Origin of the sequence: Candidatus Allofournierella merdavium, from assembly GCF_944382735.1 — a bacterium.
Classification (GTDB): Bacteria; Bacillota; Clostridia; order Oscillospirales; family Ruminococcaceae; genus Allofournierella_A; species Allofournierella_A merdavium.
The window spans coordinates 17643-43494 of the sequence record NZ_CALWND010000012.1 but is presented as its reverse complement, the minus strand read 5'-3'; the positions used below and the strand labels follow the sequence as shown (position 1 = coordinate 43494).

The following is a 25852-nucleotide window of genomic DNA, read 5'->3' as shown; positions in this document are numbered from 1 at the left end:
TGTGTCCACCCCCCTTACAGAAAATCAGCCAGCGAGAGGATCTTCCGTCCCGTCTTCGGCGCCGGCAGCGGCGCCGCCTCTTCCTCTCCCTCGACGCTGGCGCAGAGGTTGACGCTCATCTGAAACCGCACATCCGCCCCCGGGAAGTAGAACTGCACCGCCCGGCGGAACGCCTCCAGGTCGGAGATCGCGTTCCCGCAGTTCCTGGCCACCGCCTTCATGCAGTCCTCTAAGGTCCCGCCCTGGACTACCGCCTGGGCAAACTCCCCATCCTGCCGGCAAAAGCCGTCCAACGCATCACATACGGCATCTTTCATGACTGCCGCGTAGCGGTCATACTTTCCGCTTTTCCGCTCCGTCTCCAGCTTCTTTTTTGCGCTCAAGTACCATTCATTCATGGTTATTGCTCCTTTTCAATGTACTCGGTGAACACCCACCCTCTCGGGCGGGCTATAAGTTCGATGAATAGCCGCCGGCGGTAGATGTAGTCCCGCTGGGCCGTTCGGGTGAAGTGGCTTTTGACCTCGACGACCTCCACCGTGCCGGTGACGTATTCGATCACGAAATCCGGGGTATAGTGGGCCGCCGGCAGCCGCAGGCCGCAGTATTCCGCCGGGGGCAGCAACTCAAAGCGCCTGTGGCGCTCCACCCTGGCCACCTGCCCGGCCAGTTCCTTCGGCCAGATGAAGGCCCGGTAATAGTCTTCCTCCAGCCGGCTGCCCTGCCCGCCGGGTGGTGTTTTCTCCGCCGCCCGCTGCCGCCGGCGTTCCGCGTTGGCCAGGCGCTCCCGCCGGGCCAGTTCCTTCAGCACCTGTTCCCGGGCCGCCGGGCCGAGGCGCTCAATGTCCACGCCCATCTTTTCCCCTTTCCGGCCGGCGCCGCAGCTTCAGGGTGATGCTCCATCCCCAGAAGTCGTTATAGTTCGCCTCTGCCTCGTTCAACTCCCAGCCCGGATATTTTCGCGCCCAGAACTCCGGGCTGTGCAGGTCCGGGCCGGTGGCGATGCGCTGGATGGCCCGCCGGGTGTAGCGGCTGTCGTTTGGCCGCGGCCGGATGGGGTCCCGGATGCCCCTGGTGCGCCTCCATCGGTGCTTTCGGTTTGGGCTTTTCATCAAATAGCTGGCCAGTGCCTCCAGGCTGGACTTGTCCAGCTTCAGCCGGTCGCAGTTGGCAAAGCCCAGGCTTTCGCCCTTCCTGTGCCAGCATCTCTCCACATCGTCGCGGCCCAGATCGCACCGCAGCAGGACATGGTGGTGGTAGCGCACCGCCTTTTTCCCCTGGGCGTGGTCCTCGTCCTGGTGCTCGGTCACGATGATGGCCTCCGGCGGGTCGAACCCCTGTTTTTTGCACTCTGCCCGAAGATGCCGCAGGAAGTTGGAAACATCCCGCTCCGCCTGTCGGTCGTCCCCCGGCAGTGTCTCGTCGGCATAGGTGAGGGTTGTGTGCAGGTCGTCCTGCCCAAAATTCGTGTTCACCAGCCGCACAAAGAACTTTCTGGCCGCGGCGGCGTTGTGCTTCTCCCAGGTCTCCGGGTTCTTCCCCCGGAAGGGCGGCCCCTCGCTCATCCCCCTGTCCCGCCAGCGGCCCGCCGGGTCGGCGCTGCAGGTGTAGATCTCTACCTCCTGGTACATGGCGCTTTGCCTGCTCCGTCCGCAGACAAAGCGCCGCTCTCTCTGGATCGCTCTCACGTTGTCCTCCTTGGGTATGCGGTAGCCCTGGCGGCCTCCTCCCTCTCCCTCCGGCTTTCTGCGAAGGTCAGCCCCCTTTGAGTTTGTTTTTTTTGGGGGTGAGTGTCGGGTTTTTATTACCTCATACGAGCCCGTCCGCCACCGCATCGGTGGCGCTCAAAATTGACAAAGCGACCCGGTTCTGCTATGATTTATACATGATATGTAAACGGGTGCTTCATCCGGGCGCGGCCACTGCAATGGCCGCGCTTTTCTTTTTGCAGTTGAGTGCAAAACGGGCGTCAGGGCTTTTCCCCGACGCCCCGCTCGACGATGTAGGTGGCGGCCATGTCCGCAGTGTGGAGGATCGCCGCCAGCGGGAACCGCTGGAACGCCTCGCTCATCTCCCGCGCGGCGTCCCCGTCCCGGTAAGGCCCCATGTGCCAGCGGATCGCCGCCGCCTCTTCGTCGCTGAGCTGAAGGCCGTGCCGCTGCGCAAGAAAGAGGCTTTTCTCTCCGTGGCCCAGCGGCAGGGCGTCATCGTACTCATAGGAGGGAACGGTTTTCCATACTCCATCCTCACCACGCGCCCGCCGTGTGGTGGGCTTGTACACCCCCACCTTGCAGATGTCGTGCACCAGGCCGCACATGATCGCGCTGTCCGCCAGTTCGTGCATCCCGTACCTGTGGCACATAGCAGCCGCCTCCTCCGCCACATGGACGCTGTGCAGCACCAGCCCGCCGGGGGTGCACAGGTGATATTTGGTGCTGGCCGGCGCGGTGAAAAAGTCGGTGCCTTCCAACCAACGCAAAAACTCTGCTGATCCGGGATAATAATCTCCGTCCACATCCCGGAACAGCCAGTAAAATCTCTGTTTCCCGTCTTCCATGGTTTCCTCCTCAAATGCTGGACTGATGTTCCATCTTCTCGCTGCGTGTGACCACCACCGAGCCATCCTTCAGCTTGAAGCGAGCGGTGACGTTCGGCGCCACCTTGACGCTGGTGCCGCTATACAGCTGCTCCTCGCGGATCATGGCGGCCATCTGCAAAAGGAAATCCACCGTGACCTCCGGCAGTTCCGGGAACAGGCCGCTGATGATCTGGCACTCCTTGGCCTGCCGCCGGGCCTGCCTCCCTGCCTCGCAGTTACAGGTCATAGTGGCCTCCTTGTTGGCGGCGTCCTGACTGCCCATGTCCCGCTCCAAGACGCGCAGCTGGCCACAGTAGACACAATGACCTCTGTCAAAGACTTCGTTATCCATTCTCTTCTCCTTTCAGCGCGCCGATCTCTATGTAGTGCCGGCGCAGATCCCGCAGGACCGCCGGGTGGAGCACATACAGTTCAAACTTCACCCGCTCAATGTCGCTGGGCGGCCTGAGGATGCCCGCCTTGCGGCGGTATCTGTCGTAGATGGTGCGCACCGCCGGGTGGTTGATGTTGATGAAATACCAGGGCACTGCCTGGGGCGGCTTTGTCGCCGCCGCCTCGTGGCACCGCTCCGCCCACACCACCGGGGCCAGCTCGTCCACCAAGTGCTTTACTTCCTCCTGGCTCACAAGGCTCACTCCCCTTTCCCGGGCTGTGCTGCTGCCAGTTTGCCGGTTTCTCGGTAAATTGCTGCTTTGGCGGCCAAAATGGCCTCATACTCTCCGGGGTCGCGCTGATCCCACGGGGTATCCATGTAGCGCAGCACCCGCTCCAGGTACTCGTTGATTTCCTCGGTGATGCTCATTGCCGCTCTCCTTCCCACGCCCGCAGCACTTTGGCTGTCAGCAAGCCGCCTCCGGCACTGGCCAGCAGGATCAGCAGCCACTCTCCGCCGATGCCGCCCATATATCCTCGTTCGGCCCATGCAGCCGGCAGCGCCCACAGGGCCGCGGCCATGGCGCAGATCAGGCCGACCTCCGCGGCCAGCAGAAAATTGACGGCACTCTGAAAAACATGTAAAATGAAAGGTGCCGTACTGGCAGCACCTTTTTGGTGCTTGGCTCCCGACTGTTCCAGCAGCCGGGGGCCTTTTGTTTTGTTCATTGCTGTGCTCTCCTTTCTTTCATCAGCTCGTCCACGAGCGCCTTTGCGATCACCCGAGCCGCTGCCTTCATCCGCTCGGGAGTGGTGCGCTCCCACTGGAGCACCTCGCCCGTTTTGCGGTCGATCACAATGCAGTTGCCGAGAGGGATGTTTTCATCCAATACCTGTCTCCTCCTTTCATCCCGGTCAGTTGTCCTGTTTATAGGACTGTCGATGTGTTATTCTGTGGGTGCAGGGATATCCAGGATGCGGCAGATGCTGGATACGATTTTTTCAGGGCTTCTCTGTCCTGTGAGAATTTTGTACATATATCCGCTGTCGACAAAAAGGCCCGTATCTTCCGACACGCTTTTCTCCAGTTCTGCCTGACTCATTCCTTGGCGTAAAAGTTCCGTTTTTACGCACAAACCGAAATCGGTCAATTTGCTCTTTTGCATAAATTATCACCTCCTTGCCGCAAGCTGTATTGACAAGTACTCAATTACGTACTAATATAGAGATGTCATTTAAAATCAGCACGTAACCATGTACTTGTTATGGTCACATTATAGTACCCGTTCAAGTACAAGTCAACGCCTTTTTGTTCTTTTTTATGTACATTTGGCGTTATGCACAGGAGAGGTACTTGAAAATGTACAATTTGTATGAAACAATATCCAGCCTTTGCGCGGAAAAGGGAATAAAGCCCGGCCGTATGTGCAACGAGTTGGGAATCAGCCGTGGTGCAATCACTGACCTGAAGGCGGGCCGCAAACAGTCCCTTTCTGCTGAAACACTCTCCAAAATCGCCACCTATTTCGGCGTCTCTGTGGACTACCTTCTCGGCAACGAACAAAAAGAAAAGCCCGCCACTGATAGTGACGGGCTGACAGAATCCGACCGGCGGGATATTGCCATAGAGCTGGAACAGCTGATGGACGAGATGACCCGGAGCGGCGATTTGATGTTTGACGGAGATCCTGCCACTCCAGAAGCCATAGAGAGCCTGCGGAGCGCCATGGAAATGGGCCTGATTTACGCGAAGAAGGTAAATAAGGATAAACTCGGCAAATAAGCAATAAGGAGGCGCGGACATGAATATGTTCGAGACCGTCCGCGCTGTCATTGAAGCGAACGGCACGAACGCCCCCGATGAGATTTTGTTGGCGGAGGGCGTGAAAATCTTCTATCTTTCCATGTCTGGGCTACAGGGCATTTACAAGGCGCTGCACGGTATCCCGATGGTGTTTGTGGATTCCGGCCTGGATGGTAGGCAAAGACAGTTTGTGCTCGCCCATGAATTAGCACATCACCTGTTCCACCGTGGGCTGAACAGGGTATTTCTTGAACGCTGCACATTTATGAAAACAGACTGCTACGAACGTGAGGCCGAGCTGTTCGCCGCCTGCCTGCTGTGTCCATTCCCGGAAGAATACATCTTTGAGGGTGAAACTTTTTCAGACCTTGCCCACCGCGCTGGTTTTTCGGAAGATGTGGCTAAGCTTTATTTAAGTGAATATTGCAAATTCAACAAATCGGGGGTAACGTGATGACAAACGATGAGATTTTTAATTTGCTGGTTCTGAATATCCCTAAGAATTTTTTAGATCCTCTTCAATATATTAAAACAGTCGATTTAAAGGGTAGCTATTCCGACAGCATTTTTCATGCATCTAAATGTACAAATGTGAACCTTTCGTTGAAGGTGTCTGCTGATTATTTAAGTCCCGCAGAGGCTACCTTATGCAAACTGATTGACGGTAAAATTTACTTTTCTTCTCTTGGCTCCAAGGGAGTCTTTGATCCTGACTCGCTGCCGTCAGATTTTCAAACGGTTTTGGTCTCCCAACTACAAACGCTTTTCCCGAGTGATACGTTTGGCTGCTGCTCCTCTTATATCGAATGCAGCGATAACAGGAAATGCGTCCATCCCAATCCATATTATGCTTCCGGATGCATGTACAAAAAGAATTTAGACGCCGGAAGGATTTTTTATGGGGTGAATAAAATAAGCGAGCGCGTTGACTACGCTGTTGTGGATCTTGAAACCCCCAACCAGAACAATGACCGTATCAGTTCCATTGCCATAACCTCAGTACATGGTTCGACGATTCTTGGGACTAAATCGCACTTGGTGAACCCGGAGGTTCCTTTTTCCCCTCATAACAGTAGCCTTACTGGCATCACACAGAGCATGGTGCACAATGCGCCAACTTTTCCACAGATTTGGGACTCTATAAAAACAAACCTTCAGCAACACATTTTCGTGGCCCACAATGCCACCTTCGATTTGACTGTGCTGTTCAAGTGCAGCCGTAGTTACTGTCTTGACATCCCCCCTATTCGATACATCGATACGCTTGAGATTGCTCGGAATGTGTTTCCAGATCTTAGCCATCATGGTCTGAAGCCGTTGTGCGACGCTCTCGACATTCCCTTGGAGCACCATCATGCAGAAAGCGACAGCCGCGCTTGTGCATCACTCTTGACTTACTTCCTTAACAAAGGTGTGAAGGTCGACTCTTATATTCATACATTCGATGGTGATAATATCAGCGTTTCTTGCGAAAAATCATCCTGCGATTGGCCCGCACACACGACCCACGCAAAAAAGCTGTCCACAAATACCCAACAGATAAATGCACTCCTTTCCATCTTGGAATCTGTCTGCGAGGATGGCCAAGTAACGAAGGATGAGGTGGATCAGCTTCTTGCTTGGATCGAAGCTCACCCGGAGCTTTCAAAGGAGTTTCCTTATGCCGTAATCCATGCCTCCATCCAAGAAGCTCTGCAGGACGGAATACTGGAACGCCATGAACTCCAACAGCTTTTTAAGAACTTTTTGTTCCTCCTGGATCCACTCAGCTACACTCCGACCTGCAAAGATGCAGATTTGACTGGTAAGCTGGTCTGTCTATCCGGGGATTTTGATTTCGGCACCAAGGAAGAGGTTACCGCATTTCTGGAAAAAATGGGCGCAACTGTTCATCCTTCTGTGGTAGCCAAATTGGACTACCTTATCGTTGGTAACTGCGCTTCCACCGAGTGGAGCTCCGGCAAATATGGCAACAAAATCAAAAAGGCCATCCAACTTCAACTGAAAGGGCGACCCGTGCAAATCATCAGAGAATCTGACCTGATGGACGCTCTGAAGAAGTGCTCCGTTAGTCTCTAAAACAGAAAATCCCCCGCCGGCGGCAACCAGCGGGGGATAAAAGACAAGGCTCACCGAAGAGGTGAAATCTCGCCCTACATCGAGATTATACCACCCTCCGGCGGGCCTGTCAAAGCACACCTGTATGTTCGCGACATTATTGTCGTGAACCTCCGTGACACGTCCAAAGGAGGGTATTTCTATGCCCACAGCGTTCATTCTCACCCGCTACAGCACCGACAACCAGAACCCGGACACCACCGCGGTGCAGGTGAAGAAATGCGCCGAGTACTGCCGGCAGCATCAACTCACCGTGCTGGACATCTTCAGCGATGAGGCGGTGTCCGGCATGAAGCAGCACCGGCCGGAGTACGACCGCATGATGGCGGCCTACCAGGCGAAAGCCGGGGCCGACGTGGTGGTGATCTACGACCAGAGCCGGATGTTCCGGGACATGGTGGAGTGGTTCAACTTCCGCCGTCAGCTGCAGGCCCTGGGCGCCCGGGTGGTCAGCGTCACACAGCCCCTGGTGGGCGGCGATCTGCTGGATCCCTCGGTGTTCGTGAGCGAGAGCACCATGGCCATGTTCAACCATCTGCACGTCCTCATCACCCGGCAGAAGGTCATCGAAAAGATGCGCTACATGGCCCTGCAGGGCAAGTGCCCCGGAGGCCGCCCGCCGCTGGGGTATGACCTGGACGTCGACCGGCACTACATCATCAACGAGTTCGAGGCCGAGACAGTGCGGAGGATCTTCACGATGCACGCCGCCGGGGCCGGCTATGGGGAGATCATCACCGCCATGGCCGCTCAAGGGCGCCTCACAAAGGCCGGCAGGCCCTTCGGCAAGAACAGCCTGCACGAGGTGCTGAAGAACGAGAAATACATCGGGGTGCTGGTGTACGGGGCGGTGCCCAGCGTCTCCCCCACCGGCCGCCGGAACAACCACCAGGAGCCGGCGGAGGGCTGCGTGCGGCTGGAGGGAGCGGTGCCCCGGATCATCAGCGACGAATTGTGGACGGAGGTGCAAAAGCGTATGAAGGAGCGGACCCATCTGGGTGGGCGGTACTCGGCCAAGGCGGAGTATCTGCTTTCCGGCAAGGTGTTTTGCGGGGAGTGCGGCGGTGCCATGGTGGTGGCCGGCACCAGCAGCGGCGCCCGCGGGCAGCGGTATCGGTATTACAGCTGCGTGCACAAGCGGCAGACCAAGACCTGCAATGCCAAGGGCATCAGCGTGCCAAAGCTGGAGCAGCTGGTGGCGGATGCGGTCAAGCGGCAGCTCGTCTCGCCGAAGGGACTGCGGGATGTCATCAGCGCGGCCGCGCAGTACCGGGACGCCCTGACCCAGGCGGCGGCGCCCCGCACCGATGAGCTGAAGCAGCAGCTTCAGGAGGTCACGAAGAAGATCCGCAACCTGGTGGACACCCTGGCCAGCGGCATATCCAGCAAGGCCATCACCGACCAGCTGGCGGAACTGGAGGACGAAAAGGCCAGGCTGGAGGCCGCCGAACGGAACATCAAGGCCGCCACCCGTGAGGTGGGCCTCACCGACGCCGAGATCGCCGAGGGCCTCACAAAGCTGTCGCTGACGGACGAAAAGACCCAGGAGGGCCGCCGGGTGCTGCTGTCCATCGTGGCGAGGGTGGTGGTGTTCGCCGACCATGTGGACGTCTACACCATCCTGGGCCCTGACGGCAAAAAGCCCGACCTGGACACCGCCGCAAAAGATTTTATAACCACAATAGGGCAAACGTCCCTCGCACCAAACGCCCGGCCTCTGGCCGGGCGTTTTTCGTTTGCAGAAGGGTCACAGGGCGCTGATTTGAGACGCGGGCACTTAATCGCGGCCGGGTCGTGGTCGAAATATATATTAGAATGGACCGGGACCGCGAGCGCAATGAAAGGAGGTCTTCCCTGTGAAATTGGGACAAGCGCGGCAGATCACATCCGAGCGGCTCAGTTTTCTTGTGCAGAGAAAGAGAGAACTCACTGGCGTCCTGAAGGGCGATCCGTCCGCCTCGGCGGGCGGCGCCAACTATGACCGGGTGGAACTGACGCGGACACTGAACGCCGTACAGGAGGAATACGAGCAGACCCTGGAGGTGGCGAACCGCCTCTCGGAACTGGACGCCAACATCCAAAACGCCGAGGCCTCCCGCCAGCAGGGTGAGGCGCAGGCCGAGGCCATGGAAGAGCTCATGAAGATCCTGGAGGTCTTCCGCCGGATCAGCAAGGGCGACAAGGTGCCGGCCACCGATGAGCGGAAACTGATGGAGTACAGTTCCGAAATGTATATGGCGGCCAAAAACATGGCTCTGCTGCGCCAGCGGTGCGACGGCAAGGAGCACGAGTCCCTCTGGGCGGACGAAGAGCCCGAGGAGGAGCCCGTCGACCCGTCCGAGCTCGCCGCCAACACAGAGGTGGGCGATCCTCTGGCCCAGGTGGCGTCGGCCGGCAGCGCCGACCTGCCCGCGGAAAGCACCGGCGCCGAATGACCGGCTCATCCGGTTTTCAATCGACCAAAAGCGGCCTGCCGCCGCGCAGTTTGCGCGGCGGCAGGCCGCTTTTCGGGGATACACGTTCCCTGCTTGAGCCGCTTGCGTCAGCCGGACGGGGCGCCGCCCACGACCACACTGTCCCGCCCCAGCCAGAGGAAGACGCCCGCCACCAGGGCGGCCATCAGTTCCGCGGCCGCCGTGGCAGCCCAGATACCGTCCACCTGCCAGACCAGGGGCAACAGCAGCACCGCGGCGATCTGAAACAGCAGCGTGCGCAAAAACGAGATCACCGCCGACACAAGGCCGTTGTTCAGCGCGGTGAAATAGGCCGAGCCGAAGATGGCAAACCCGGTGAACAAAAAGGAAAAGGAGAAGATGCCGAAAGCCCGCACCGTGAGGTCATAGAGGGCCTGGTCGTAGCCCACGAACAGGCGGGCCAGCGGCTGCGCCAGCGCGCAGGCCGCCGCGAACATCGCCACCGAGAAGCCGGCAATCAGCCCCAGGCTGCGGCGCAGGATGCCCCGCACCTCCGCCGCGTTCCGCGCGCCGTAGTGGTAGCTGACCACCGGCGCGACGCCCACGGAATATCCCAGAAATATCCCCTGAAACACCAGGCTCACATACATCAGTACCCCGTAGGCGGCCACACCGTCCTCTCCCGCCATGGCCAGCAGCTGCAGATTGTACACCATGCTCACCAGCGGGATGGAAATGTTGCTCATCAGCTCGGAGGCGCCGTTGGCGCACACCCTGGCCAGCGCGCGAATCTCCGGCTTCATCTCGCCCAGCCGCAGCAAACTGTTGTTGGGCAGCGCGAAATACACCAGCGGCACCAGGCCGCCCACGCACTGACTGAGGGCGGTGGCCGCCGCGGCGCCCGCGACGCCCCAGGGCAGCACCGCCACAAATACGGCGTCCAGCACCATATTCGTCAGCCCCGCCGCCACGGTGACATACAGCCCCAGCGCGGGTTTGCCCGCCGTGGCGAAAAGGCACTGGAACTCGTACTGAAGGATGTACATGGGGTTTGCCAGCAGGATGATGCGGCCGTAGACGATGCAGTTCTCCAGCAGTTCCCCCTCGGCGCCCAGTGCCTCCAGCAGCGGACGCAGCAGCGCGAACCCCGCCGTCGCCAGCACTACCCCCAGCGCCACCGAGGCGTACACCACCATGGAAAACAGCCGGCCCGCCCTTTCCCTGTCCCCCTCGCCCAGGGTCTTGGCGATGAGGGCGCTGCCGCCCGTGCCGAACATGAACCCCACCGCGCCCAGGATCATCAGGAACGGGATGATGAAATTCACCGCGGTGAAGGCGCTTTTGCCCACAAAGTTGGAGACAAAAAAGCCGTCCACCACGCTGTAAATGGAGGTGAACACCAGCATGACCATGGAGGGGAAGGTGATGCGCAGCAGTTTTTTGCAGGTAAAATGGTCAGAGAATCGGATCAGCATACGTTTCCTTTCGTTCCAGTTGTGCCGCCCTCTCTTTGAAGTTGGTCAGAAAGCGCTCTGTCAGGCGCAGATAGCTCTCCACTTCCTCCTCGGACCAGCACGCGAAAATGTCTTTTTCGATCTGCAGGATGCGCACTGCCGTCCTTTCGGCCACCGCCTGCCCCCGGGCAGTCAGACGCGCGTTCTTCGCTTTCGCTCCGTCGTTTTCAAGAAGCAGGATCCCCTCCGCTTCCAGCTTGCGCAGCGCGGAGTTCATCGTCTGCTTGCTCAGCCCCGAGCGCCGGCGGATGGTTCGCAGCGCACAGCATCCTCCATTGTCACAGATGGCATACAAAATCTTCATGGCACTGTCGGAGCAGCCCAATTTGACGCTGACCTCATGGTAGGCCGCTTCGGTTTCCCCCAGCAGATAGTTGAACCGGCTCAGCTTTTCCCGGGTCGTTTTCAACAGGAGCCACCTCCCTTTCGTCCGAAATCGTACCATGATTTTAGTATGATTTCGGACTATTGTCAAGCTTTTTCCGCACAGGGAAGAATTTTGTTCGCACGGGGCATACTACTGGCAGGGACCATCCGTCCCATTGAGCACACACGGAAAGGAAGGATTTATATGGACCATGAATACCTTGATCCTCACCACGAGGACCAGAACGCCGTGACCGAGGTGGGCGTGCCCGATCCCCACCAGCCCGGCTGCCGCCCGCCCCGGGCGGAGGACCTTGTGACCGAGGCGGATTCCTTCTACGAAGGGCTGGGCATGGGAGCATATTTCCCCTCGGTGTTTGGCGGGCCGGCGCCGACGCAGGGCAGTGCGAACAAGCAGCCGCTGGACGCGGACGACTGCGGTCCCGACCGCCACGGCTGCGGCTGCCAGAGCGAACCCGGTGAATGAGCCGCAGGGCCGCCCCTCCAAAGGAGGAACGGCCCTGCGATTGTTTTTGCGCCGCGCGAAAACGGTTGATTTGGCCTGCGGGTCTGCTATAATAAAGAAAAACGCCTTTCTGCCGGCAGAAAGGCCCCGCTGAAGGGTGGATACCGCAAGGAGGTTTGCAACATGAAAGTGATCGAAACCAGCAAAGCGCCCGGCGCCATTGGCCCCTATTCCCAGGGATTTGAGACAAACGGCTTTATCTTCGCCAGCGGCCAGATCCCCGTGGACCCCGCCACCGGAAACATTCCCGAGGGCATTGCCGCCCAGACGGAGCAAAGCTGCAAGAATGTGGGCGCCATTCTGGAGGCCGCCGGCGCGGGCTACGAAAACGTGGTGAAGACCACCTGCTTTTTGGCGGACATGGGCGACTTTGCCGCCTTTAACGAGGTGTACGCGAAATATTTCACCTCCCGGCCCGCCCGCAGCTGCGTGGCTGTGAAGGATCTTCCCAAAGGCGTGCTGTGCGAGATCGAGGCCATTGCCGAAAAATAAGCGCTCGCCAATGCAATGAAAAAACCCGCTGTTCGCGCCCCGGCGAACAGCGGGTTTTCTTGTGGGCTCAGGAACCGCTTGCCTCACGGCAGGCGCTGCACACTCCGTACAGCGTGAGGGCGTACCCCTCGATGGCAAGTTCCGGCCGCCCGGCGATCATTGCGTCCAGCGGCGTCTTGTCCAGCTGAACGTCCTCCACCCGGCCGCACCGGGTGCAGAACATATGGTCGTGTTCGGCCAGCGTGCGGTCGAACCGGTCAGCCTGGCCGGGGATGCTCACCCGGCGTACCCGCCCGGCTTCCACCAGCCCGTTCAGATTCCGGTACACGGTGCCGAGGCTCAGGCCAGGGCAATCGTCCCGCACGGCGGTATAGATCTCATCGGCGGTGGGGTGATCGCAGCGGCTCTGCACCTGCCGCATCACCAACTCCCGCTGGCGTGAATAGCGCATGGGTCTGACCTCCTTTTTCCTTTTCCAGGGCATACGCCCTGGCCGGTAATATTATTTTTTATAATAGTAATTGTTTTCACATATTTTGTCAAGAGGAAACAAGACCGCAATAGTATCATCGGCGCATTTTCCTCACCGCGAGGCGTCTTCCCCGCCGCCCGGCTGCCCCTTGACCCGCTGCCAGTAGGCTCTGGCGGCCTGCTCGGTCTTGTTCTCGCCCCAGTGGTAATACTGCGCGCCCACCAAAGCGTCGGGCAGATACTGCTGTGCCACCCAGCCGCCGGGATAGGCGTGGGGATATTTGTAGTGCTGCCCTTTCACCGCCGCGTCCTCCCCGTCGAAGTGTTTGTTTTGCAATTGGCGCGGGATGGGGCCGCCGCGTCCCTTTTGCAGATCGGCCATGGCGGCGTCGATGGCCGCCTCGCCGCTGTTGGACTTGGGGGCGGTGGCCACCAGGATCACCGCGTCCGCCAGGGGGATGCGTCCCTCCGGCAGGCCCAGCATGGTGGCGGCGTCCACCGCCGCCTTCACGATGGGGATGATCTGGGGCCAGGCCAGGCCCACGTCCTCACAGGCGCAGACCATCAGCCGCCGGCAGGCGCTCACCAAATCCCCCGCCTCCAGCAGGCGGGCCAGGTAGTGCAGCGCCGCGTCCGGGTCGGAGCCGCGCATGGATTTCTGATAGGCCGAGAGGATGTCGTAGTGGTCGTCGCCGCTTTTGTCGTACCGCATGGCGGTGCGCCCGGTGACCTGCCGGGCCATCTCCCCGTCCACCCGGCGCGCGCCGTCCGCCCCGGCGGGCGCGGCGGCCGCGGCCAGCTCCAGGCAGCCCAGCGCCTTGCGCATATCCCCGCCGCAGCCGTGGGCCAGGATGTCCAGCGCCTCCTCGTCCACCGTCAGCGGCGCGCCGTCCATCTCCGAGAGGCGCCCGGCCGCGCTGCGCAGGCCGTCCGCCACGTCGGCGGGCGTGAGGGATTTGAACTCGAACACGACGCACCGGCTGAGCAGCGCGCTGTAGATGTAGAAATAGGGGTTTTCGGTGGTGGAGGCGATGAGGGTGACGGTCCCGTCCTCGATGCACTCCAGCAGGCTCTGCTGCTGTTTTTTGTTGAGATACTGGATCTCGTCCAGGTAGAGCAGCAGCCCGCCCTGACCCTGCAGCGTGCCGATCTCCGCCAGCACGGCCTTGATGTCCCCCGTGGAGGCGGAGGTGCCGTTCAGCTTGTGCAACCGCATCCCGCTCCGTTCCGCGATGATGCGGGCCACCGTGGTCTTGCCCACCCCCGGCGGGCCATAGAAGATCATGTTGGGCACGGTGCCGCTCTCGATGGCGCGGCGGAACACGCACCCCTCCCCCAGCAGATGCTTCTGGCCCCACACCTGCCCAAGGCTGGTGGGGCGCAGGCGTTGTGCCAGCGGCTCACCCACGACAGGCACCTCCCGTCTCGGTCACGGGCGCGGCCCAATCGTTCAGCTTCTTTGCCGCGTATCCGGGATTCACAAAATCGTCGATGGCATGGACGAGGCTGCGGTCCCAGAAATTCCACTCGTGCACGCCGTCCCACTGGAGACGGCGATAGTGGGCCAGCGGCAGCGCCCGCAGGCTCTCGTCCACCGCGTCGTTCTGATACCGGATATAATAGGGCTCCTGGTCCTGGAAGCCGTTGGTGAGCAGGATCTTGGGCTGCTCTTCCGCGGGCAGGGCGGCCACCTTGGCCGCCAGCTGCCGGATCTCGCTGGCCTCGGGCAGGCGCAGGTCCGGCCCGAAGATGGGCGCGAACACCTCCTTCACCCCCGGCACATGGGAGTTTTGCAGCATCATGGCCACATCCACCGCGCCGGAAAAGGAGGCGCACCCGGCGTAGAGGTCCGGGCGGCTGAGGCCCAGATACAGCGCCCCGTAGCCGCCCATGGAAAGGCCGCCGATGAAGTTTTTCTCCCGCTCCGCCGGCAGGTGGAACATCGCCCGCAGCAGCGCCGGCATCTCCTCGGTGACAAAGCCCGCCCAGGCCCCGCCGTAGGTCATGTCCTGGTAAAAGGAGTTGCCGCAGTCCGGCGCCACCAGCGCCAGGCCGTTGTCGGCGGCGTAGCGGGGGGCGGCGGTCATCTGCATCCAGTCGTCGCCGCTGTTGGTAAAGCCGTGGAGCAGGGTGAACACCCCCTTCACCTTGTTGCCCACCTCCACGGGCAGATCGCAGGGCAGATAGATCTTGACGCCCACCGTGGTGAGCAGCCGCTGGGATTTCAGTTTGCACTCGATGTAAGCCATAGCGTTTTCTCCTCAAAACAGCCCCGGCGGCCGGGACCAAGGCCCGGCCGCCGGGAGAGCAGCGTTTTACTCGTACAGCGGGAACCGGCGCACCAGTTCCTCCACCCGGGCCGCCACATCCGCTTTTTTGTTCTCAAAGTCGAAGATGCAGTCGGCGATGCAGCCGGCGACCACGTCCATCTCCTCTGGGCCGAAGCCGCGGGTGGTCACGGCCGGGGTGCCCACCCGCAGGCCGCTGGTGATGAAGGGGCTGCGCTTTTCGCCGGGCACCGAGTTCTTGTTGGCGGTGATGTGCACCTCGTCCAGGTTGTGCTCCAGCTCCTTGCCGGTGCACTCCAGGTCCGACAGGTCGATGAGCATCATGTGGTTGTCGGTGCCGCCGCTCACCAGCTTCACGCCGCGCCGCAGCAGACCGTCGGCCAGCGCCTTGGCGTTGGCGACGATGTTCCGGGCGTAGGTCTGGAATTCAGGTTTGAGCGCCTCGCCGAAGCAGACCGCCTTGGAGGCGATGATGTGCTCCAGCGGGCCGCCCTGGGTGCCGGGGAACACCGCCTTGTTGATCCGCTTGGCGATCTCCTCGTTGTTGGTGAGGATCATGCCGCCCCGGGGCCCGCGCAGGGTCTTGTGGGTGGTGGTGGTCACCACGTCGGCGTAGGGGATGGGGCTCATGTGCGCCCCGCCCGCCACCAGGCCGGCGATGTGGGCCATGTCCACCATCAGCAGCGCCCCGGCCTCGTTGGCGATGTCCGCCAGCAGGTCGAACCGGATGGCCCGGGGGTAGGCGGAGGCCCCCGCCACGATCATCTTGGGGCGCACCTCCAGCGCCTGACGGCGCAGGGCGTCGTAATCCAGAAAGCCGTTCTCGTCCACGCCGTAGGGCACGAAGTGGTAGTTCTTGCCGCTCATGTTCACCGGGCTGCCGTGGGTCAAATGGCCGCCGGCGGCCAGGTCCATGCCCAGGATGGTGTCGCCCAGATCCAGCAGGGCGAAGTAGACCGCCAGGTTGGCCTGGGCGCCGGAGTGGGGCTGCACGTTGGCGAACTTCGCGCCGAACAGCTGGCAGGCCCGCTGGATGGCCAGGTTCTCCACCTCGTCCACGCAGGCGCAGCCGCCGTAGTAGCGGTGGGCAGGATAGCCCTCGGCGTACTTGTTGGTGAGCACGGTGCCCATGGCGGCCATCACCGCCGGGCTGACGATGTTCTCGCTGGCGATGAGTTCGATGTTCTGGCGCTGGCGGGTCAGTTCCCGCCCCATGGCCGCGGCAAGTTCCGGGTCCTGCCCGGCCACAAAGCCAATGGTGTCGATCATATCCTTGTACATGAAGTTCCCCCTCTTTCCTTGATGTGCAGTTTCCCTGACAGCGTTGCTGTATTCCCATTATACCCCCGCCGGGCCGCAGGCACAAGGCCCGGTTTGCTCTTTGTGAGAATTCGTGCTATAATGGCGGAAAACATCGGAAAAGAGGGAAACACATGACCACGAAAGCCCTTGCACTGGAAGTGATCGAACGGCTGAAAGCCGCCTATCCGCTGGCGGAGTGCACCCTGGACTACGACCACGCCTGGCAGCTGCTGGTGGAGGTGCGGCTGGCGGCCCAGTGCACCGACGCCCGGGTGAATGTGGTGGTGAAGGACCTGTTCGCCAAATACCCCGGCGTGGCAGAGCTGGCCGCCGCCACCCCGGAGGAGATCGAAGCCATCGTGAAGCCCTGCGGGCTGGGCCGTTCCAAGGCGCGGGACATCAGCCTGTGCATGCGCAAGCTGCGGGACGAGTACGACTGCAAGGTGCCGGACGACTTCGACGCCCTGCTCTCGCTGCCGGGGGTGGGCCGCAAGAGCGCCAACCTCATCATGGGGGACGTGTTTGGCAAACCGGCCATCGTCACCGACACCCACTGCATCCGGCTGTGCAACCGCATCGGCCTGGTGAAGGACGAGAAGGACCCCAAAAAGGTGGAGATGGCCCTGTGGAAGATCATCCCCCCCGAGGAGGGCAACGACCTGTGTCACCGGTTCGTGCTCCACGGGCGGGCGGTGTGCGACGCCCGCAAGCCCAACTGCGCCGGCTGCTGCCTGGCCGACATCTGCAAGACGGGCAAAAAGGCACTGGCCGCCGCAGAAAAGGACGCCTGAGCGGCGAACCGGGCCGCCCGGCCCCGCCGCGCCCCTTCGCGGGCCCTTTCTCCGCGCAAGGCTTGACAAAATCCGCCCCCGGGGCTATACTTTACCCGGACATAAAAACAGGGGCGCTGGGTGCCATACCCGGCTGAGATCAAAGCGAAATGCAGCTTTGAGTCACCTTGAACCTGATCCGGGTAATGCCGGCGTAGGGAGTTTGAGGATCGGACGCTTGAAGAGCGCCCCTGTGCGAGTTCGCGCGGGGGCGTTTTGTTTTTATGTACTATTTCCGGAAAGGTCGCTGACCCTGTATGAACAAAACTTTCTCCAAAACCCGCATCCTGGTGGAATGCGCGCTGATGGTGGCCCTGGCCACCGTTCTGGGCTTCATTCCCGTCTATGAGCTGCCCCGGGGCGGCTCGGTCACGCTGGTGAGCATGGCGCCCATCCTGCTGGCAAGCCACCGCCACGGCCTGAAGTGGGGCGTGCTGACCGCCTTTGTCCACAGCCTCATCCAGCTGATGCTGGGCATCAAGAACCTGGCCTGGTGCCAGACCTTCGGCGCCGTTGTGGGCTGCATCTTCCTGGACTATATTCTGGCCTTCACCCTGCTGGGTCTGGCCTGCCTGGTGGCCTGGCCCAAAAAGCCTCTGGCGCTGGGCATTGGCGTGAGCACCCTCATCATGTGCTTCGTGCGCTATCTGTGCAGCTTCTTCTCCGGCTACATCGTCTGGAAGGATTACCAGACCGCCTTTGAGTGGATGGAGAACTTCGGCTGGGGCGCGGCCATCGCCAACATGGGCGAAAACGCCCTGTGCTGGCTGTACAGCGCCGTCTACAACGCCACCTACATGATCCCGGAGACCATCCTCACCGTAATCGCCATGGTGGTGCTGGCCGTGGTTGCGCCCCGGCTTTTTAACCGTCAGAACTGAGCGGATTTTTGATTTTTCACAGGCCGCCCCGCCGGGGCGGCTTTTTTTGTGGGGCAACCGCCGGTTGCAGGGAATGGAAAAGTATGTTGGTGGCGCGTTCCCGTCTTTTCTGATAGAATAAGACCGAAGCGATCAGAGGACAAAAGGAGGGAACGCCATGACGCTGGGCAACCGCATCGCGGCGCTGCGCAAAACCGCCGGCCTCTCCCAGGAGGCGCTGGCCGCCAGGCTGGGGGTCAGCCGGCAGGCCATCGGCAAGTGGGAGGCGGACGCCAGCCTGCCGGGGCTGGACAACCTGCACCAGCTTGCAAAGGAACTGGGGGTGAGCATCGACGCGCTGCTCGCCGGCGAACAAAACGCAAAGGAGGCCGCGCCGGACGGCGACGACGCCCCGGCGAAGGAGACGGAGGAGGCGTGTTCGACCTCCTTCGCCACCACAGAGGATGTCACCTCTCTGCTGGAGCAGCAGACACAGCGGGAGCACCGGCGGCAGCGCCGGATGCTGGCGGCGGCGGGCATTCCGGCCGTTCTGGCCCTGCTGGCGCTGGCGGCGGGGCTCGTGTGGCAGGGCGGGCAGCTGGCCGGCCTGCGCAGTCAGCTGGCCCTGCTGCAGGGGAACCTCGCCACGCTGGACGGTTCCCTCAATTCCCTGCAAAGCCGTCTGGACACGGCCGTCACGGGCCAGGGGCAATCCGTTTCCTCTGAAAGCCTGGCGGCCAGCTGGGACATCCAGACAAAGGAATACTCCCCCGCCGAGAGACGGGTGCTGATGGCGCTCTTCGCCACGCCCAGCACCATCACCGACGACTGCGCTGTCCGCTTCACCTTTGTTCTGAGCGACGGACAGAGCATCGTGCTGGACGCCGAGCGGGGCGACGGGGATGCGTTCTTTGCCGAGGGCTGGGTGCCCCTGGCGGAAAGCTACACCCTGAACATGAGCCTCACCCGTGACGGCGAGACAAAGGTGGAACAGCTTTACACCGAGCCCGCCTTTGCCAGTCGGTACGAGATGCAGCTCTGGGATCTTCCCCTTGTGCTGCAGAGCGCCAGCCACGTCAACTTTTCCAAAACGCTCACCCTGCGCCAGAACGCGGGCGATTACGATATTCCCGTGGAGGTGTATTACTCCGCGGAAGGGCGGCCGTATCAGTGGCCGGTCAAGGCCTGGGTGACTGCCACGCTGGAGGATGAGGAGGTGCTGAACCTGCCGCTGGACACCGATTTCATGCAGCCGGGCGGAGAGAACAGCCCCGGCGAGCCCATGGGGCCAGTGACCTTCCACCTGCGGTTTTCGCTGGAAGCAGAGACCTTTGAGGTGCCCTGGAAAGCGGAATATGAGAGCGGCGAACTTCCCCGGCTGGACTATCAGCTGCACATTCTGGACAACGGAGACGTGGAGAGCACCTATTCCCTCAATCCATAAAAACAGGCGGCGGGCGCAAAGCCCGTCGTTTTCTTTTTAACGGCACCTCCGGGCCCTTGCGCGGGCGGCACTTTTCCGCTATACTGGAAGAAAGTACCCATTGAATGTCAACAAAGGAAAGAGGGAAAGCCATGTTTACCATTCTGGAGCGCAGCGAGCTGAACCCCACCGTGACAAAGTTGGTGGTACAAGCGCCGCTGATCGCGAAAAAGGCCCAGCCGGGCCAGTTTATCATCCTGCGAGCCTGCGCTGACTCCGAGCGCATCCCGCTGACCATCGCCGATCAGGATCCGGTCGCCGGCACGGTGACCATTATCTTTCAGGTGGTGGGCGCCGGCACCATGCAGCTGAACACCCTGACCGTGGGTGATCAGCTGCACGATTTTGTGGGGCCGCTGGGCCGCCCCACCGAGCTGGAAGGGCTCAAAAAAGTGGCCGTGGTAGGCGGCGGCGTGGGCTGTGCCATCGCCTATCCGGTGGCCAAGAAGCTGCACGAACTGGGCTGTGAGGTGCACACCATCGCCGGCTTCCGCAACAAGGATCTTGTCATCCTGGAGGACGAGTTCCGGGCGGTGAGCGACCGCTTCATCCTGATGACCGACGACGGCAGCCGGGGCGAAAAAGGCGTGGTGACAAAGCCGCTGGAGGAACTGATCGCCGCGGGCGAGGGCTACGACGAGGTGATCGCCATCGGCCCGCTGGTGATGATGAAGTTCGTGAGCCTGACCACAAAAAAATACGGCGTCAAGACCATGGTCTCCATGAACCCCATCATGATCGACGGCACCGGGATGTGCGGCGGCTGCCGGCTGACGGTGGGCGGCGAGACCAAATTCGCCTGTGTGGATGGGCCGGATTTTGACGGGCATCTGGTGGATTTTGACGAGGCGCTGCAGCGGGGCGGCATGTACCGGGATTTCGAGGCCCACGCCCGCGAGGAAAGCTGCAATCTGCTGAAACAGGAGGTGCGCTGAATGGAACGCAATATGGACCCCAAGCGCTGCCCCATGCCCAGCCAGGCGGCGGACGTGCGCAACAAGAACTTTGACGAGGTGGCGCTGGGCTACACCCCCGAGATGGCGGTGAACGAGGCCAAGCGCTGCCTGCACTGCAAGAACAAGCCCTGTGTCTCCGGCTGCCCGGTGGGCATCGACATTCCCGCCTTCATCGAAAGGATCGCAGCGGAGGATTTTGAAGGCGCCTATGGCGTGCTCAGCGCCAGCAGCGCCCTGCCGGCGGTGTGCGGTCGGGTCTGCCCCCAGGAGAACCAGTGTGAAGGCAAGTGCGTGCGGGGTATCAAGGGCGAGAGCGTGGGCATCGGCCGTCTGGAGCGCTTCGCCGCCGACTGGCACCGCGCTCACTGCACCGCGGCGCCCGAAAAGCCCGCGCCCAACGGGCACAAGGTAGCTATCGTCGGCTCCGGCCCTTCCGGCCTGACCGCCGCGGGTGAACTGGCCAAGAAGGGTTACGCCGTGACGGTGTTCGAGGCGCTGCACCTGGCGGGAGGCGTGCTGGTCTACGGCATCCCCGAGTTCCGTCTGCCCAAGGACATCGTGCAGCAGGAGATCGACGGTCTCAAGGCGCTGGGCGTGTCCGTCGAGACCAACATGGTCATCGGCAAGGTGCTCACGGTGGACGAGCTGATGGAGGAAGAGGGCTTTGAGGCGGTGTATGTGGCCTCCGGCGCGGGGCTGCCCCGCTTCATGAACATCCCCGGCGAAAGCCTGAACGGCGTCTACTCCGCCAACGAATACCTGACGCGGGTGAACCTGATGAAGGCCTACCAGCCGGACAGCCACACCCCCATCCAGCACAGCCACCGGGTAGCGGTGGTGGGCGGCGGCAACGTGGCCATGGACGCCGCCCGCTGTGCCAAGCGTCTGGGGGCGGAGGAGGTGTACATCGTCTACCGCCGCAGCATGGAGGAGCTGCCCGCCCGCCGCGAAGAGGTGGAGCACGCCGAAGAGGAGGGCATCGTCTTCAAGCTGCTCACCAACCCGGTGGAGGTGCTGGGCGATGAGAACAAGCGGGTGCGGGGCATCGCCTGCGTGGAGATGGAGCTGGGCGAGCCGGACGCTTCCGGCCGCCGCCGCCCGGTGGAAAAACCGAACAGCCGCTTTGAACTGCCGCTGGACACGGTGATCATGGCCATCGGCACCAGCCCGAACCCGCTGATCCGCTCCACCACGCCGGGGCTCGACACCGACCGCCACGGCTGCATCGTGGCCGACGAGACCGGCGCCACCAGCCGCCCGGGCGTGTTTGCCGGCGGCGACGCCGTGACCGGCGCGGCCACCGTCATTCTGGCCATGGGCGCCGGCAAGGAGGCCGCCAAGGCCATCGACGAGTACATTCAAAACCGCTGACGGGGTGCGTCCGCACGCCTCTGCGGCAAGGAAAACGGCGTGAGGCCGGGCGGGAAGGTCCCCCTTCCCGCCCGGCCTCGTTTCTGTGTTGTCCCATGCCGTGCGCCCTGTCGCCGGTCGGCCACGCCATCGGCCTCACCGCCGCTTTTCCATCACAAAGTTGGTCAGCAGCACGCCCCGGCGCTCCACCTGCTGCCGCCGCACCACCGCGTAGCCCCGCTTTTCAAAAAAGGGGCGCGCCGTGATGGAGGCGTGGGTGGTGATGGCGCCTTTCACCGCCTGTTCCAGCCGGTCGCAAAGGGCGGTGGCCACCCCCTGCCGCTGGTGCCCGCTGTGGACATAGAGCCTGTCCAGATACCCTTTGAGGGTGATGTCCCCAAAGCCGAGCAGCACGCCGTTTTCCTCGGCCACAAGGCTGTAATGTTCCCGAAAGGAGCGATCCCACGCCGCAAGGTCGACCTGGCCGGCGGCCCAGGCGTCCAGCTGGGCCGGCGTGTAGTCGGCCGCGTTCACCTTGTGGACTGTGTCGTAAAAAAGCGCCGCCATCGCCCCGCAGTCGGACGGGCGGTACAGGCGTATCCGCATCGCGTTTTTCCTCCCCTTCCCGGATATACCGCCATCATACCATTCTTTTCCCCCGTTCACAAGAAGGGTGCATTTTTTTGTCGGATGTGATATACTGAGGTGAAAAGTATGATTTTTGACCGTGCCCCATCCGGCGCGGGGCGGAGGTGCGCTTGATGGCAAAGACACGCAGGGCGGAGGACGGCCCGCTGGGCGGCGCGGTGATCAGCCAGCAGATCGCGGCCCGGCTGCTGGAGGAGCTGCGGGACGGGCGTTTTGCCGCGGAAGAGCGGCTGCCCGCCGAGGTGGAGCTGGCCGCCGGCCTGGGGGTGAGCCGCACCGTCGTCCGGGACGCGCTGGCGGAACTGGAGCGGGAAGGCTATGTGGAGCGGGTGCGGGGCATCGGCACCGTCATCAACCGGCAGGTGGTGGCGGTGCGGGGCCGGCTGGACCAGAAATTCGAGTATAACGCCATGATCCGCGCCATGGGCCGCGCCCCCCACGCCGATCACGTTTCCATCGAACGCATCTTCGCCGACGAGGCCCTGGCCGGCCGACTGGGGATGGAAGCGGGGCAGCCGGTGCTGATGGTCAAAAAACGGGTGCTGGCCGACCGCCAGCCGGTGATCTGGTCGGTGGACTACCTGCCCGCCGCCCTCTTCCCTTCCCCGCTGGCAGACCGGCTGGACTTCAGCCGCCCGGTGTTCGATCTGCTGGAAGAATCGGCCGGCGTGTCGGTGGCCAGCACCGTGGCCCGTGTGTGCGCCGTGCTGGGGGACCCGGCCGCCCGGCGGATGCTCTCCATCCAGCCTCACGAGGCCCTTCTTCTGCTGGAGGAAGTGAGTTATACCAAGCTGGCAAAGCCGGTGATGTATTCCCTGTCTTATTACACCGCCTTCTTTCATTTTGCGCTTCTGCGCAAAAAATTTTGAGCCGGGCGGCGCGAAAAGCGCCGTCCATGAACCTGAACGACCGCCCGCATGGCCCTTTTGGGAACCATGCGGGCGGTCGTTTTTTACACAGTGGCCTCGGCCCGGTGGTCGGCGGCGTCGCTCTCGCTGCGCAGCACCACCCGCCCGTCCTGCACACAGGCGGTAAAACTCTGGCCCGGGCGGGCCTGACCGGCGGCGATGCTGTCCGCCAGGGCCTGCTCCACCGCCCTGCTCACCGTCCGGCGCAGGTCGCGGGCCCCGTACACCGGCCGGTCGCCGCCGGCCAGCATGGCGGGCAGGTCGGCGCTGTGGCGCAGGTGGTAGCCCCGGGCCAGAGCCCGCTGCTCCAGTTCCACCAGCATGCGCTCGGCGATGTGGGCCAGGTCCTCCCGCAGCAGAGGGCCGAACACCACCAGTTCGTCCATCCGGCCCAGCAGCTCCGGCCGGAAATACTTCTTCGCCTCGCCGATCACCTGCTGGCGCTGGCGCTGAGGCACCGTTTCGGGGGTGGCGCCAAAGCCCACCAATCCCCCCTGCCCCGCCAAGTGCTCCGCCCCCAGGTTGGAGGTGAGCAGGATGATGGTGTTGCAAAAGTTGGCGACACGGCCCATGGAGTCGGTCAGCCGCCCATCCTCCAGGATCTGCAGCAGCAGATTCTGCACGTCCGGGTGGGCCTTCTCGATCTCATCGAACAGCACCACCGCGTAGGGCCGGCGGCGCACCGCCTCGGTGAGCAGGCCGCCCTCGTCGTGGCCCACATAACCCGGCGGCGCGCCGATGAGTTTGGCCGCCGCGTGGGCCTCCATATACTCGCTCATGTCAAAGCGCAGCAGCGCCTTTTCGGTGCCGAACCACTGGCGGGCCAGCATCCGCGCCAGATGGGTCTTGCCCACGCCGGTGGGGCCCAGAAAGAGCATGGCGCCCAGCGGCCGGCCCGCCTCCCGCAGGCCGGTGCGGGCGCGGCGCACCGCTCCCGCCACCGTGTGCACCGCGTCCGGCTGCCCCACCACGCTCTCGTCCAGACGCTGCTCCAGCATGGCCAGCTTTTCCCGCTCGGCTTCGGTGATGCGCTGCACCGGCACCCCGCTGGCCCGGGCCACCACCCGGGCCACATCCTCACTGGTCAACTCCCGGCGGCAGTCGTCCCCCGTCTCGCAGCGGATGCGCAGCGCGGCGGCGGCCTCATCCAACAGGTCAATGGCCTTATCCGGCAGATACCGGCCCGGCAGATACCGCACCGACAGATCCACCGCCGCCGCCACCGCCGCCGGCGGAATGCGCACCTGATGGTATCGCTCATAGCGGGGCACCAGGCCCGCCAGGATGCGCTTGGCGCTGTCCGGGTCGGGCTCCTCCACCGTCACCCGGCCGAATCGGCGCTCCAGCGCCGCGTCCTTCTGGATGCACCGGCGATACTCTTCCTGGGTGGTGGCGCCGATCACCTGGATCTCGCCCCGGGCCAGCAGCGGTTTCAGGATGCTGGCGGCGTCGATGGCCCCCTCTGCCGCGCCGGCGCCCACGATCACATGGATCTCGTCGATGAACAGGATGGTGTTCTGGTCTTTGTGGATCTCGTCCAGCAGTGCCTTGAACCGCTCCTCAAAATCGCCCCGGTACTTGGTGCCCGCTACCAGGCTGGCCATATCCAGGCTCAGGATGCGCTTGTGCAGCAGTTGTGCCGGCACCCGCCCCGCCGCGATGGCCTGGGCCAGCGCCTCCGCCAGGGCCGTTTTGCCCACGCCCGGCTCGCCCACAAGGCAGGGGTTGTTCTTCTGGCGGCGGCAGAGGATCTCCATCATCCGCTCCAGTTCCTGCTCCCGGCAGAGCACCGGGTCCAGCCGGCTTTCCGCCGCCATCTGGGTCAAATCGCGGCCGTATTTTTCGCTGGCGCGGCCGCTGCGGGGCGGCGCGGTCAGCCTCGGCTGAAACGGCAGGACAAGCTGGCCGGACAGCTGCCGGCATTCCCGCGCCGCCTCACCCAGTTCCACGCCCCACTCCGACAGCCAGCGGCTCGCGGTACAGCCCGGGTCCTCCAAAATGGCGCACAGCACATGTTCCGGCTGCGCCTCCTTCATGCGGGCGGCGTGCGCGCCCATCACGGCAAAGTCCAGCGCCTTGCAGGCCTCGGGCAGAAAGTCCCGCGGCGAGAGGTGACTGCACTCGTTCATTCCTCCCAGTGCGGCCAGACGCTGCATCACCTGCGGTTCGGCGATCCGCCGCGCCTGCAAAAACCGGGCGGCGGGCGAAGAGTCCCCCCGGAGGATGGCCAGCAGGATGTGCCCTGTGCCCGCCTGTGTCTGCCCCATATCCCCCGCGATCGCCAGCGCCTGATTCAGCATCTTGGCCCCCTGGCGGGAAAAGCCCTTGAAACGATATTGCATACTGCGCTTCACTGCTCCCTTTGCTTTTTTCTAAGGGCAGTATGGCCCGCGCCGAGGCGGTTAAAACCCGTGTGCGGCAAGTTTTCGGGCGCGGCTCCATGGCAAAAAACGCCAGGAAAGACCTTTTTATCCCACCGGGCCAAGCAAAGAGCCGGCCCCGCCGCCGCTGCCCGCGGGGCCGCGGCGAACCATGACGCACGCGCCGCGGC

General features: G+C 62.5%; 31 protein-coding genes and 1 riboswitch. Of the genes, 13 read left to right on the top strand and 18 right to left on the bottom strand.

Annotated features, from left to right (window positions below; all coding sequences use genetic code 11):
• Positions 1-14 precede the first annotated feature (14 nt).
• The 10 genes from ACH2A7_RS10640 to ACH2A7_RS10595 form a co-directional block, all read right to left on the bottom strand.
• The gene (locus tag ACH2A7_RS10640; RefSeq protein WP_394961907.1) at positions 15-398 is read right to left on the bottom strand and encodes a hypothetical protein; all 384 of its coding nucleotides are present in this window, start codon (positions 396-398) and stop codon (positions 15-17) included.
• A 2-nt stretch (positions 399-400) separates the two neighbouring features.
• Complete coding sequence (locus ACH2A7_RS10635) at positions 401-856, bottom strand: DUF1064 domain-containing protein (protein WP_394961906.1); 456 nt, start codon at positions 854-856, stop codon at positions 401-403.
• A complete protein-coding gene (locus ACH2A7_RS10630; RefSeq protein WP_394961905.1) occupies positions 840-1688 on the bottom strand; it encodes a hypothetical protein in 849 nt (282 codons plus the stop codon). The genes ACH2A7_RS10635 and ACH2A7_RS10630 overlap by 17 nt, the downstream gene beginning before the upstream one ends.
• 281 nt (positions 1689-1969) lie before the next feature.
• Entirely contained in the window at positions 1970-2557 is a 588-nt protein-coding gene (locus tag ACH2A7_RS10625; protein WP_394961904.1) for an HD domain-containing protein, read from the bottom strand.
• Positions 2558-2567: 10 nt separating this feature from the next.
• Positions 2568-2930: a hypothetical protein gene (locus ACH2A7_RS10620; protein ID WP_394961903.1), complete on the bottom strand. Its 363-nt coding sequence runs from the start codon at positions 2928-2930 to the stop codon at positions 2568-2570.
• Positions 2923-3225 (bottom strand): hypothetical protein, encoded by a 303-nt coding sequence (locus ACH2A7_RS10615; protein WP_394961902.1) that lies wholly within the window; start codon positions 3223-3225, stop codon positions 2923-2925. The genes ACH2A7_RS10620 and ACH2A7_RS10615 overlap by 8 nt, the downstream gene beginning before the upstream one ends.
• A gap of 5 nt (positions 3226-3230) precedes the next feature.
• Positions 3231-3401, bottom strand: coding sequence for a hypothetical protein (locus ACH2A7_RS10610; RefSeq protein WP_394961901.1), 171 nt, complete (start codon positions 3399-3401; stop codon positions 3231-3233).
• Positions 3398-3700 carry a hypothetical protein gene (locus tag ACH2A7_RS10605; protein WP_394961900.1) on the bottom strand — a complete coding sequence of 101 codons (303 nt, stop codon included), beginning with the start codon at positions 3698-3700 and terminating at the stop codon, positions 3398-3400. Before ACH2A7_RS10605 ends, ACH2A7_RS10610 begins: the two co-directional genes overlap by 4 nt.
• Positions 3697-3861: a hypothetical protein gene (locus tag ACH2A7_RS10600; RefSeq protein WP_394961899.1), complete on the bottom strand. Its 165-nt coding sequence runs from the start codon at positions 3859-3861 to the stop codon at positions 3697-3699. The genes ACH2A7_RS10605 and ACH2A7_RS10600 overlap by 4 nt, the downstream gene beginning before the upstream one ends.
• Positions 3862-3918: 57 nt before the next feature.
• Positions 3919-4137: an XRE family transcriptional regulator gene (locus tag ACH2A7_RS10595; RefSeq protein ID WP_394961898.1), complete on the bottom strand. Its 219-nt coding sequence runs from the start codon at positions 4135-4137 to the stop codon at positions 3919-3921.
• Positions 4138-4331: 194 nt separating this feature from the next.
• On the opposite strand from ACH2A7_RS10595, the gene ACH2A7_RS10590 reads away from it, so the two are divergent.
• The 5 genes from ACH2A7_RS10590 to ACH2A7_RS10570 all read left to right on the top strand — a co-directional run bounded on the left by ACH2A7_RS10590 (position 4332) and on the right by ACH2A7_RS10570 (position 9328).
• Complete coding sequence (locus tag ACH2A7_RS10590; RefSeq protein ID WP_394961956.1) at positions 4332-4754, top strand: helix-turn-helix domain-containing protein; 423 nt, start codon at positions 4332-4334, stop codon at positions 4752-4754.
• A 19-nt stretch (positions 4755-4773) separates the two neighbouring features.
• A complete protein-coding gene (locus ACH2A7_RS10585) occupies positions 4774-5229 on the top strand; it encodes an ImmA/IrrE family metallo-endopeptidase (protein WP_394961897.1) in 456 nt (151 codons plus the stop codon).
• Positions 5229-6854, top strand: coding sequence for an exonuclease domain-containing protein (locus ACH2A7_RS10580; RefSeq protein ID WP_394961896.1), 1626 nt, complete (start codon positions 5229-5231; stop codon positions 6852-6854). The genes ACH2A7_RS10585 and ACH2A7_RS10580 overlap by 1 nt, the downstream gene beginning before the upstream one ends.
• A gap of 181 nt (positions 6855-7035) precedes the next feature.
• The gene (locus ACH2A7_RS10575; RefSeq protein ID WP_394961895.1) at positions 7036-8874 is read left to right on the top strand and encodes a recombinase family protein; all 1839 of its coding nucleotides are present in this window, start codon (positions 7036-7038) and stop codon (positions 8872-8874) included.
• A complete protein-coding gene (locus tag ACH2A7_RS10570; RefSeq protein WP_394961894.1) occupies positions 8801-9328 on the top strand; it encodes a hypothetical protein in 528 nt (175 codons plus the stop codon). Before ACH2A7_RS10575 ends, ACH2A7_RS10570 begins: the two co-directional genes overlap by 74 nt.
• Positions 9329-9435: 107 nt before the next feature.
• On the opposite strand, the gene ACH2A7_RS10565 is transcribed toward ACH2A7_RS10570, so the two are convergent.
• Together ACH2A7_RS10565 and ACH2A7_RS10560 are read right to left on the bottom strand one after the other, a co-directional pair.
• Complete coding sequence (locus ACH2A7_RS10565) at positions 9436-10782, bottom strand: MATE family efflux transporter (RefSeq protein ID WP_394961893.1); 1347 nt, start codon at positions 10780-10782, stop codon at positions 9436-9438.
• Complete coding sequence (locus tag ACH2A7_RS10560) at positions 10763-11230, bottom strand: MarR family winged helix-turn-helix transcriptional regulator (RefSeq protein WP_394961892.1); 468 nt, start codon at positions 11228-11230, stop codon at positions 10763-10765. The genes ACH2A7_RS10565 and ACH2A7_RS10560 overlap by 20 nt, the downstream gene beginning before the upstream one ends.
• 162 nt (positions 11231-11392) lie before the next feature.
• Here ACH2A7_RS10560 and ACH2A7_RS10555 point away from each other — a divergent pair, with 162 nt between their 5' ends.
• Positions 11393-11674 (top strand): hypothetical protein, encoded by a 282-nt coding sequence (locus ACH2A7_RS10555; RefSeq protein ID WP_394961891.1) that lies wholly within the window; start codon positions 11393-11395, stop codon positions 11672-11674.
• A gap of 162 nt (positions 11675-11836) precedes the next feature.
• The gene (locus ACH2A7_RS10550) at positions 11837-12205 is read left to right on the top strand and encodes a RidA family protein (protein WP_394961890.1); all 369 of its coding nucleotides are present in this window, start codon (positions 11837-11839) and stop codon (positions 12203-12205) included.
• Positions 12206-12272: 67 nt separating this feature from the next.
• Here the strand turns inward: ACH2A7_RS10550 and ACH2A7_RS10545 are convergent, their stop codons facing one another.
• The 4 genes from ACH2A7_RS10545 to glyA form a co-directional block, all read right to left on the bottom strand.
• Positions 12273-12656 (bottom strand): transcriptional repressor, encoded by a 384-nt coding sequence (locus ACH2A7_RS10545; RefSeq protein WP_394961889.1) that lies wholly within the window; start codon positions 12654-12656, stop codon positions 12273-12275.
• 132 nt (positions 12657-12788) lie between these two features.
• On the bottom strand, positions 12789-14084 hold the full coding sequence (locus ACH2A7_RS10540) for a replication-associated recombination protein A (RefSeq protein WP_394961888.1): 1296 nt from the start codon (positions 14082-14084) through the stop codon (positions 12789-12791).
• Positions 14077-14925, bottom strand: coding sequence for an alpha/beta hydrolase (locus ACH2A7_RS10535; RefSeq protein WP_394961887.1), 849 nt, complete (start codon positions 14923-14925; stop codon positions 14077-14079). The genes ACH2A7_RS10540 and ACH2A7_RS10535 overlap by 8 nt, the downstream gene beginning before the upstream one ends.
• Before the next feature lie 66 nt (positions 14926-14991).
• Positions 14992-16245 (bottom strand): serine hydroxymethyltransferase, encoded by a 1254-nt coding sequence (gene glyA, locus ACH2A7_RS10530; RefSeq protein WP_394961886.1) that lies wholly within the window; start codon positions 16243-16245, stop codon positions 14992-14994.
• Between the two features lie 152 nt (positions 16246-16397).
• Here glyA and nth point away from each other — a divergent pair, with 152 nt between their 5' ends.
• From nth to gltA, 5 genes are all read left to right on the top strand, one after another.
• Positions 16398-17057 (top strand): endonuclease III domain-containing protein, encoded by a 660-nt coding sequence (nth, locus tag ACH2A7_RS10525; protein WP_394961885.1) that lies wholly within the window; start codon positions 16398-16400, stop codon positions 17055-17057.
• Positions 17058-17156: 99 nt separating this feature from the next.
• A riboswitch (TPP riboswitch) is annotated at positions 17157-17274 on the top strand.
• A 79-nt stretch (positions 17275-17353) separates the two neighbouring features.
• A complete protein-coding gene (locus ACH2A7_RS10520; protein ID WP_394961884.1) occupies positions 17354-17977 on the top strand; it encodes an energy-coupled thiamine transporter ThiT in 624 nt (207 codons plus the stop codon).
• Positions 17978-18134: 157 nt separating this feature from the next.
• Positions 18135-19400, top strand: coding sequence for a helix-turn-helix domain-containing protein (locus ACH2A7_RS10515; protein WP_394961883.1), 1266 nt, complete (start codon positions 18135-18137; stop codon positions 19398-19400).
• Between the two features lie 131 nt (positions 19401-19531).
• The gene (locus ACH2A7_RS10510) at positions 19532-20374 is read left to right on the top strand and encodes a sulfide/dihydroorotate dehydrogenase-like FAD/NAD-binding protein (RefSeq protein WP_394961882.1); all 843 of its coding nucleotides are present in this window, start codon (positions 19532-19534) and stop codon (positions 20372-20374) included.
• Positions 20375-21766 carry an NADPH-dependent glutamate synthase gene (gltA, locus tag ACH2A7_RS10505; protein WP_394961881.1) on the top strand — a complete coding sequence of 464 codons (1392 nt, stop codon included), beginning with the start codon at positions 20375-20377 and terminating at the stop codon, positions 21764-21766.
• Positions 21767-21901: 135 nt separating this feature from the next.
• On the opposite strand, the gene ACH2A7_RS10500 is transcribed toward gltA, so the two are convergent.
• Complete coding sequence (locus ACH2A7_RS10500) at positions 21902-22351, bottom strand: GNAT family N-acetyltransferase (RefSeq protein ID WP_394961880.1); 450 nt, start codon at positions 22349-22351, stop codon at positions 21902-21904.
• Positions 22352-22506: 155 nt separating this feature from the next.
• Here ACH2A7_RS10500 and ACH2A7_RS10495 point away from each other — a divergent pair, with 155 nt between their 5' ends.
• Positions 22507-23262, top strand: coding sequence for a GntR family transcriptional regulator (locus tag ACH2A7_RS10495; RefSeq protein WP_394961879.1), 756 nt, complete (start codon positions 22507-22509; stop codon positions 23260-23262).
• Between the two features lie 83 nt (positions 23263-23345).
• On the opposite strand, the gene ACH2A7_RS10490 is transcribed toward ACH2A7_RS10495, so the two are convergent.
• Entirely contained in the window at positions 23346-25643 is a 2298-nt protein-coding gene (locus ACH2A7_RS10490; RefSeq protein WP_394961878.1) for an ATP-dependent Clp protease ATP-binding subunit, read from the bottom strand.
• Between the last annotated feature and the right edge of the window lie 209 nt (positions 25644-25852).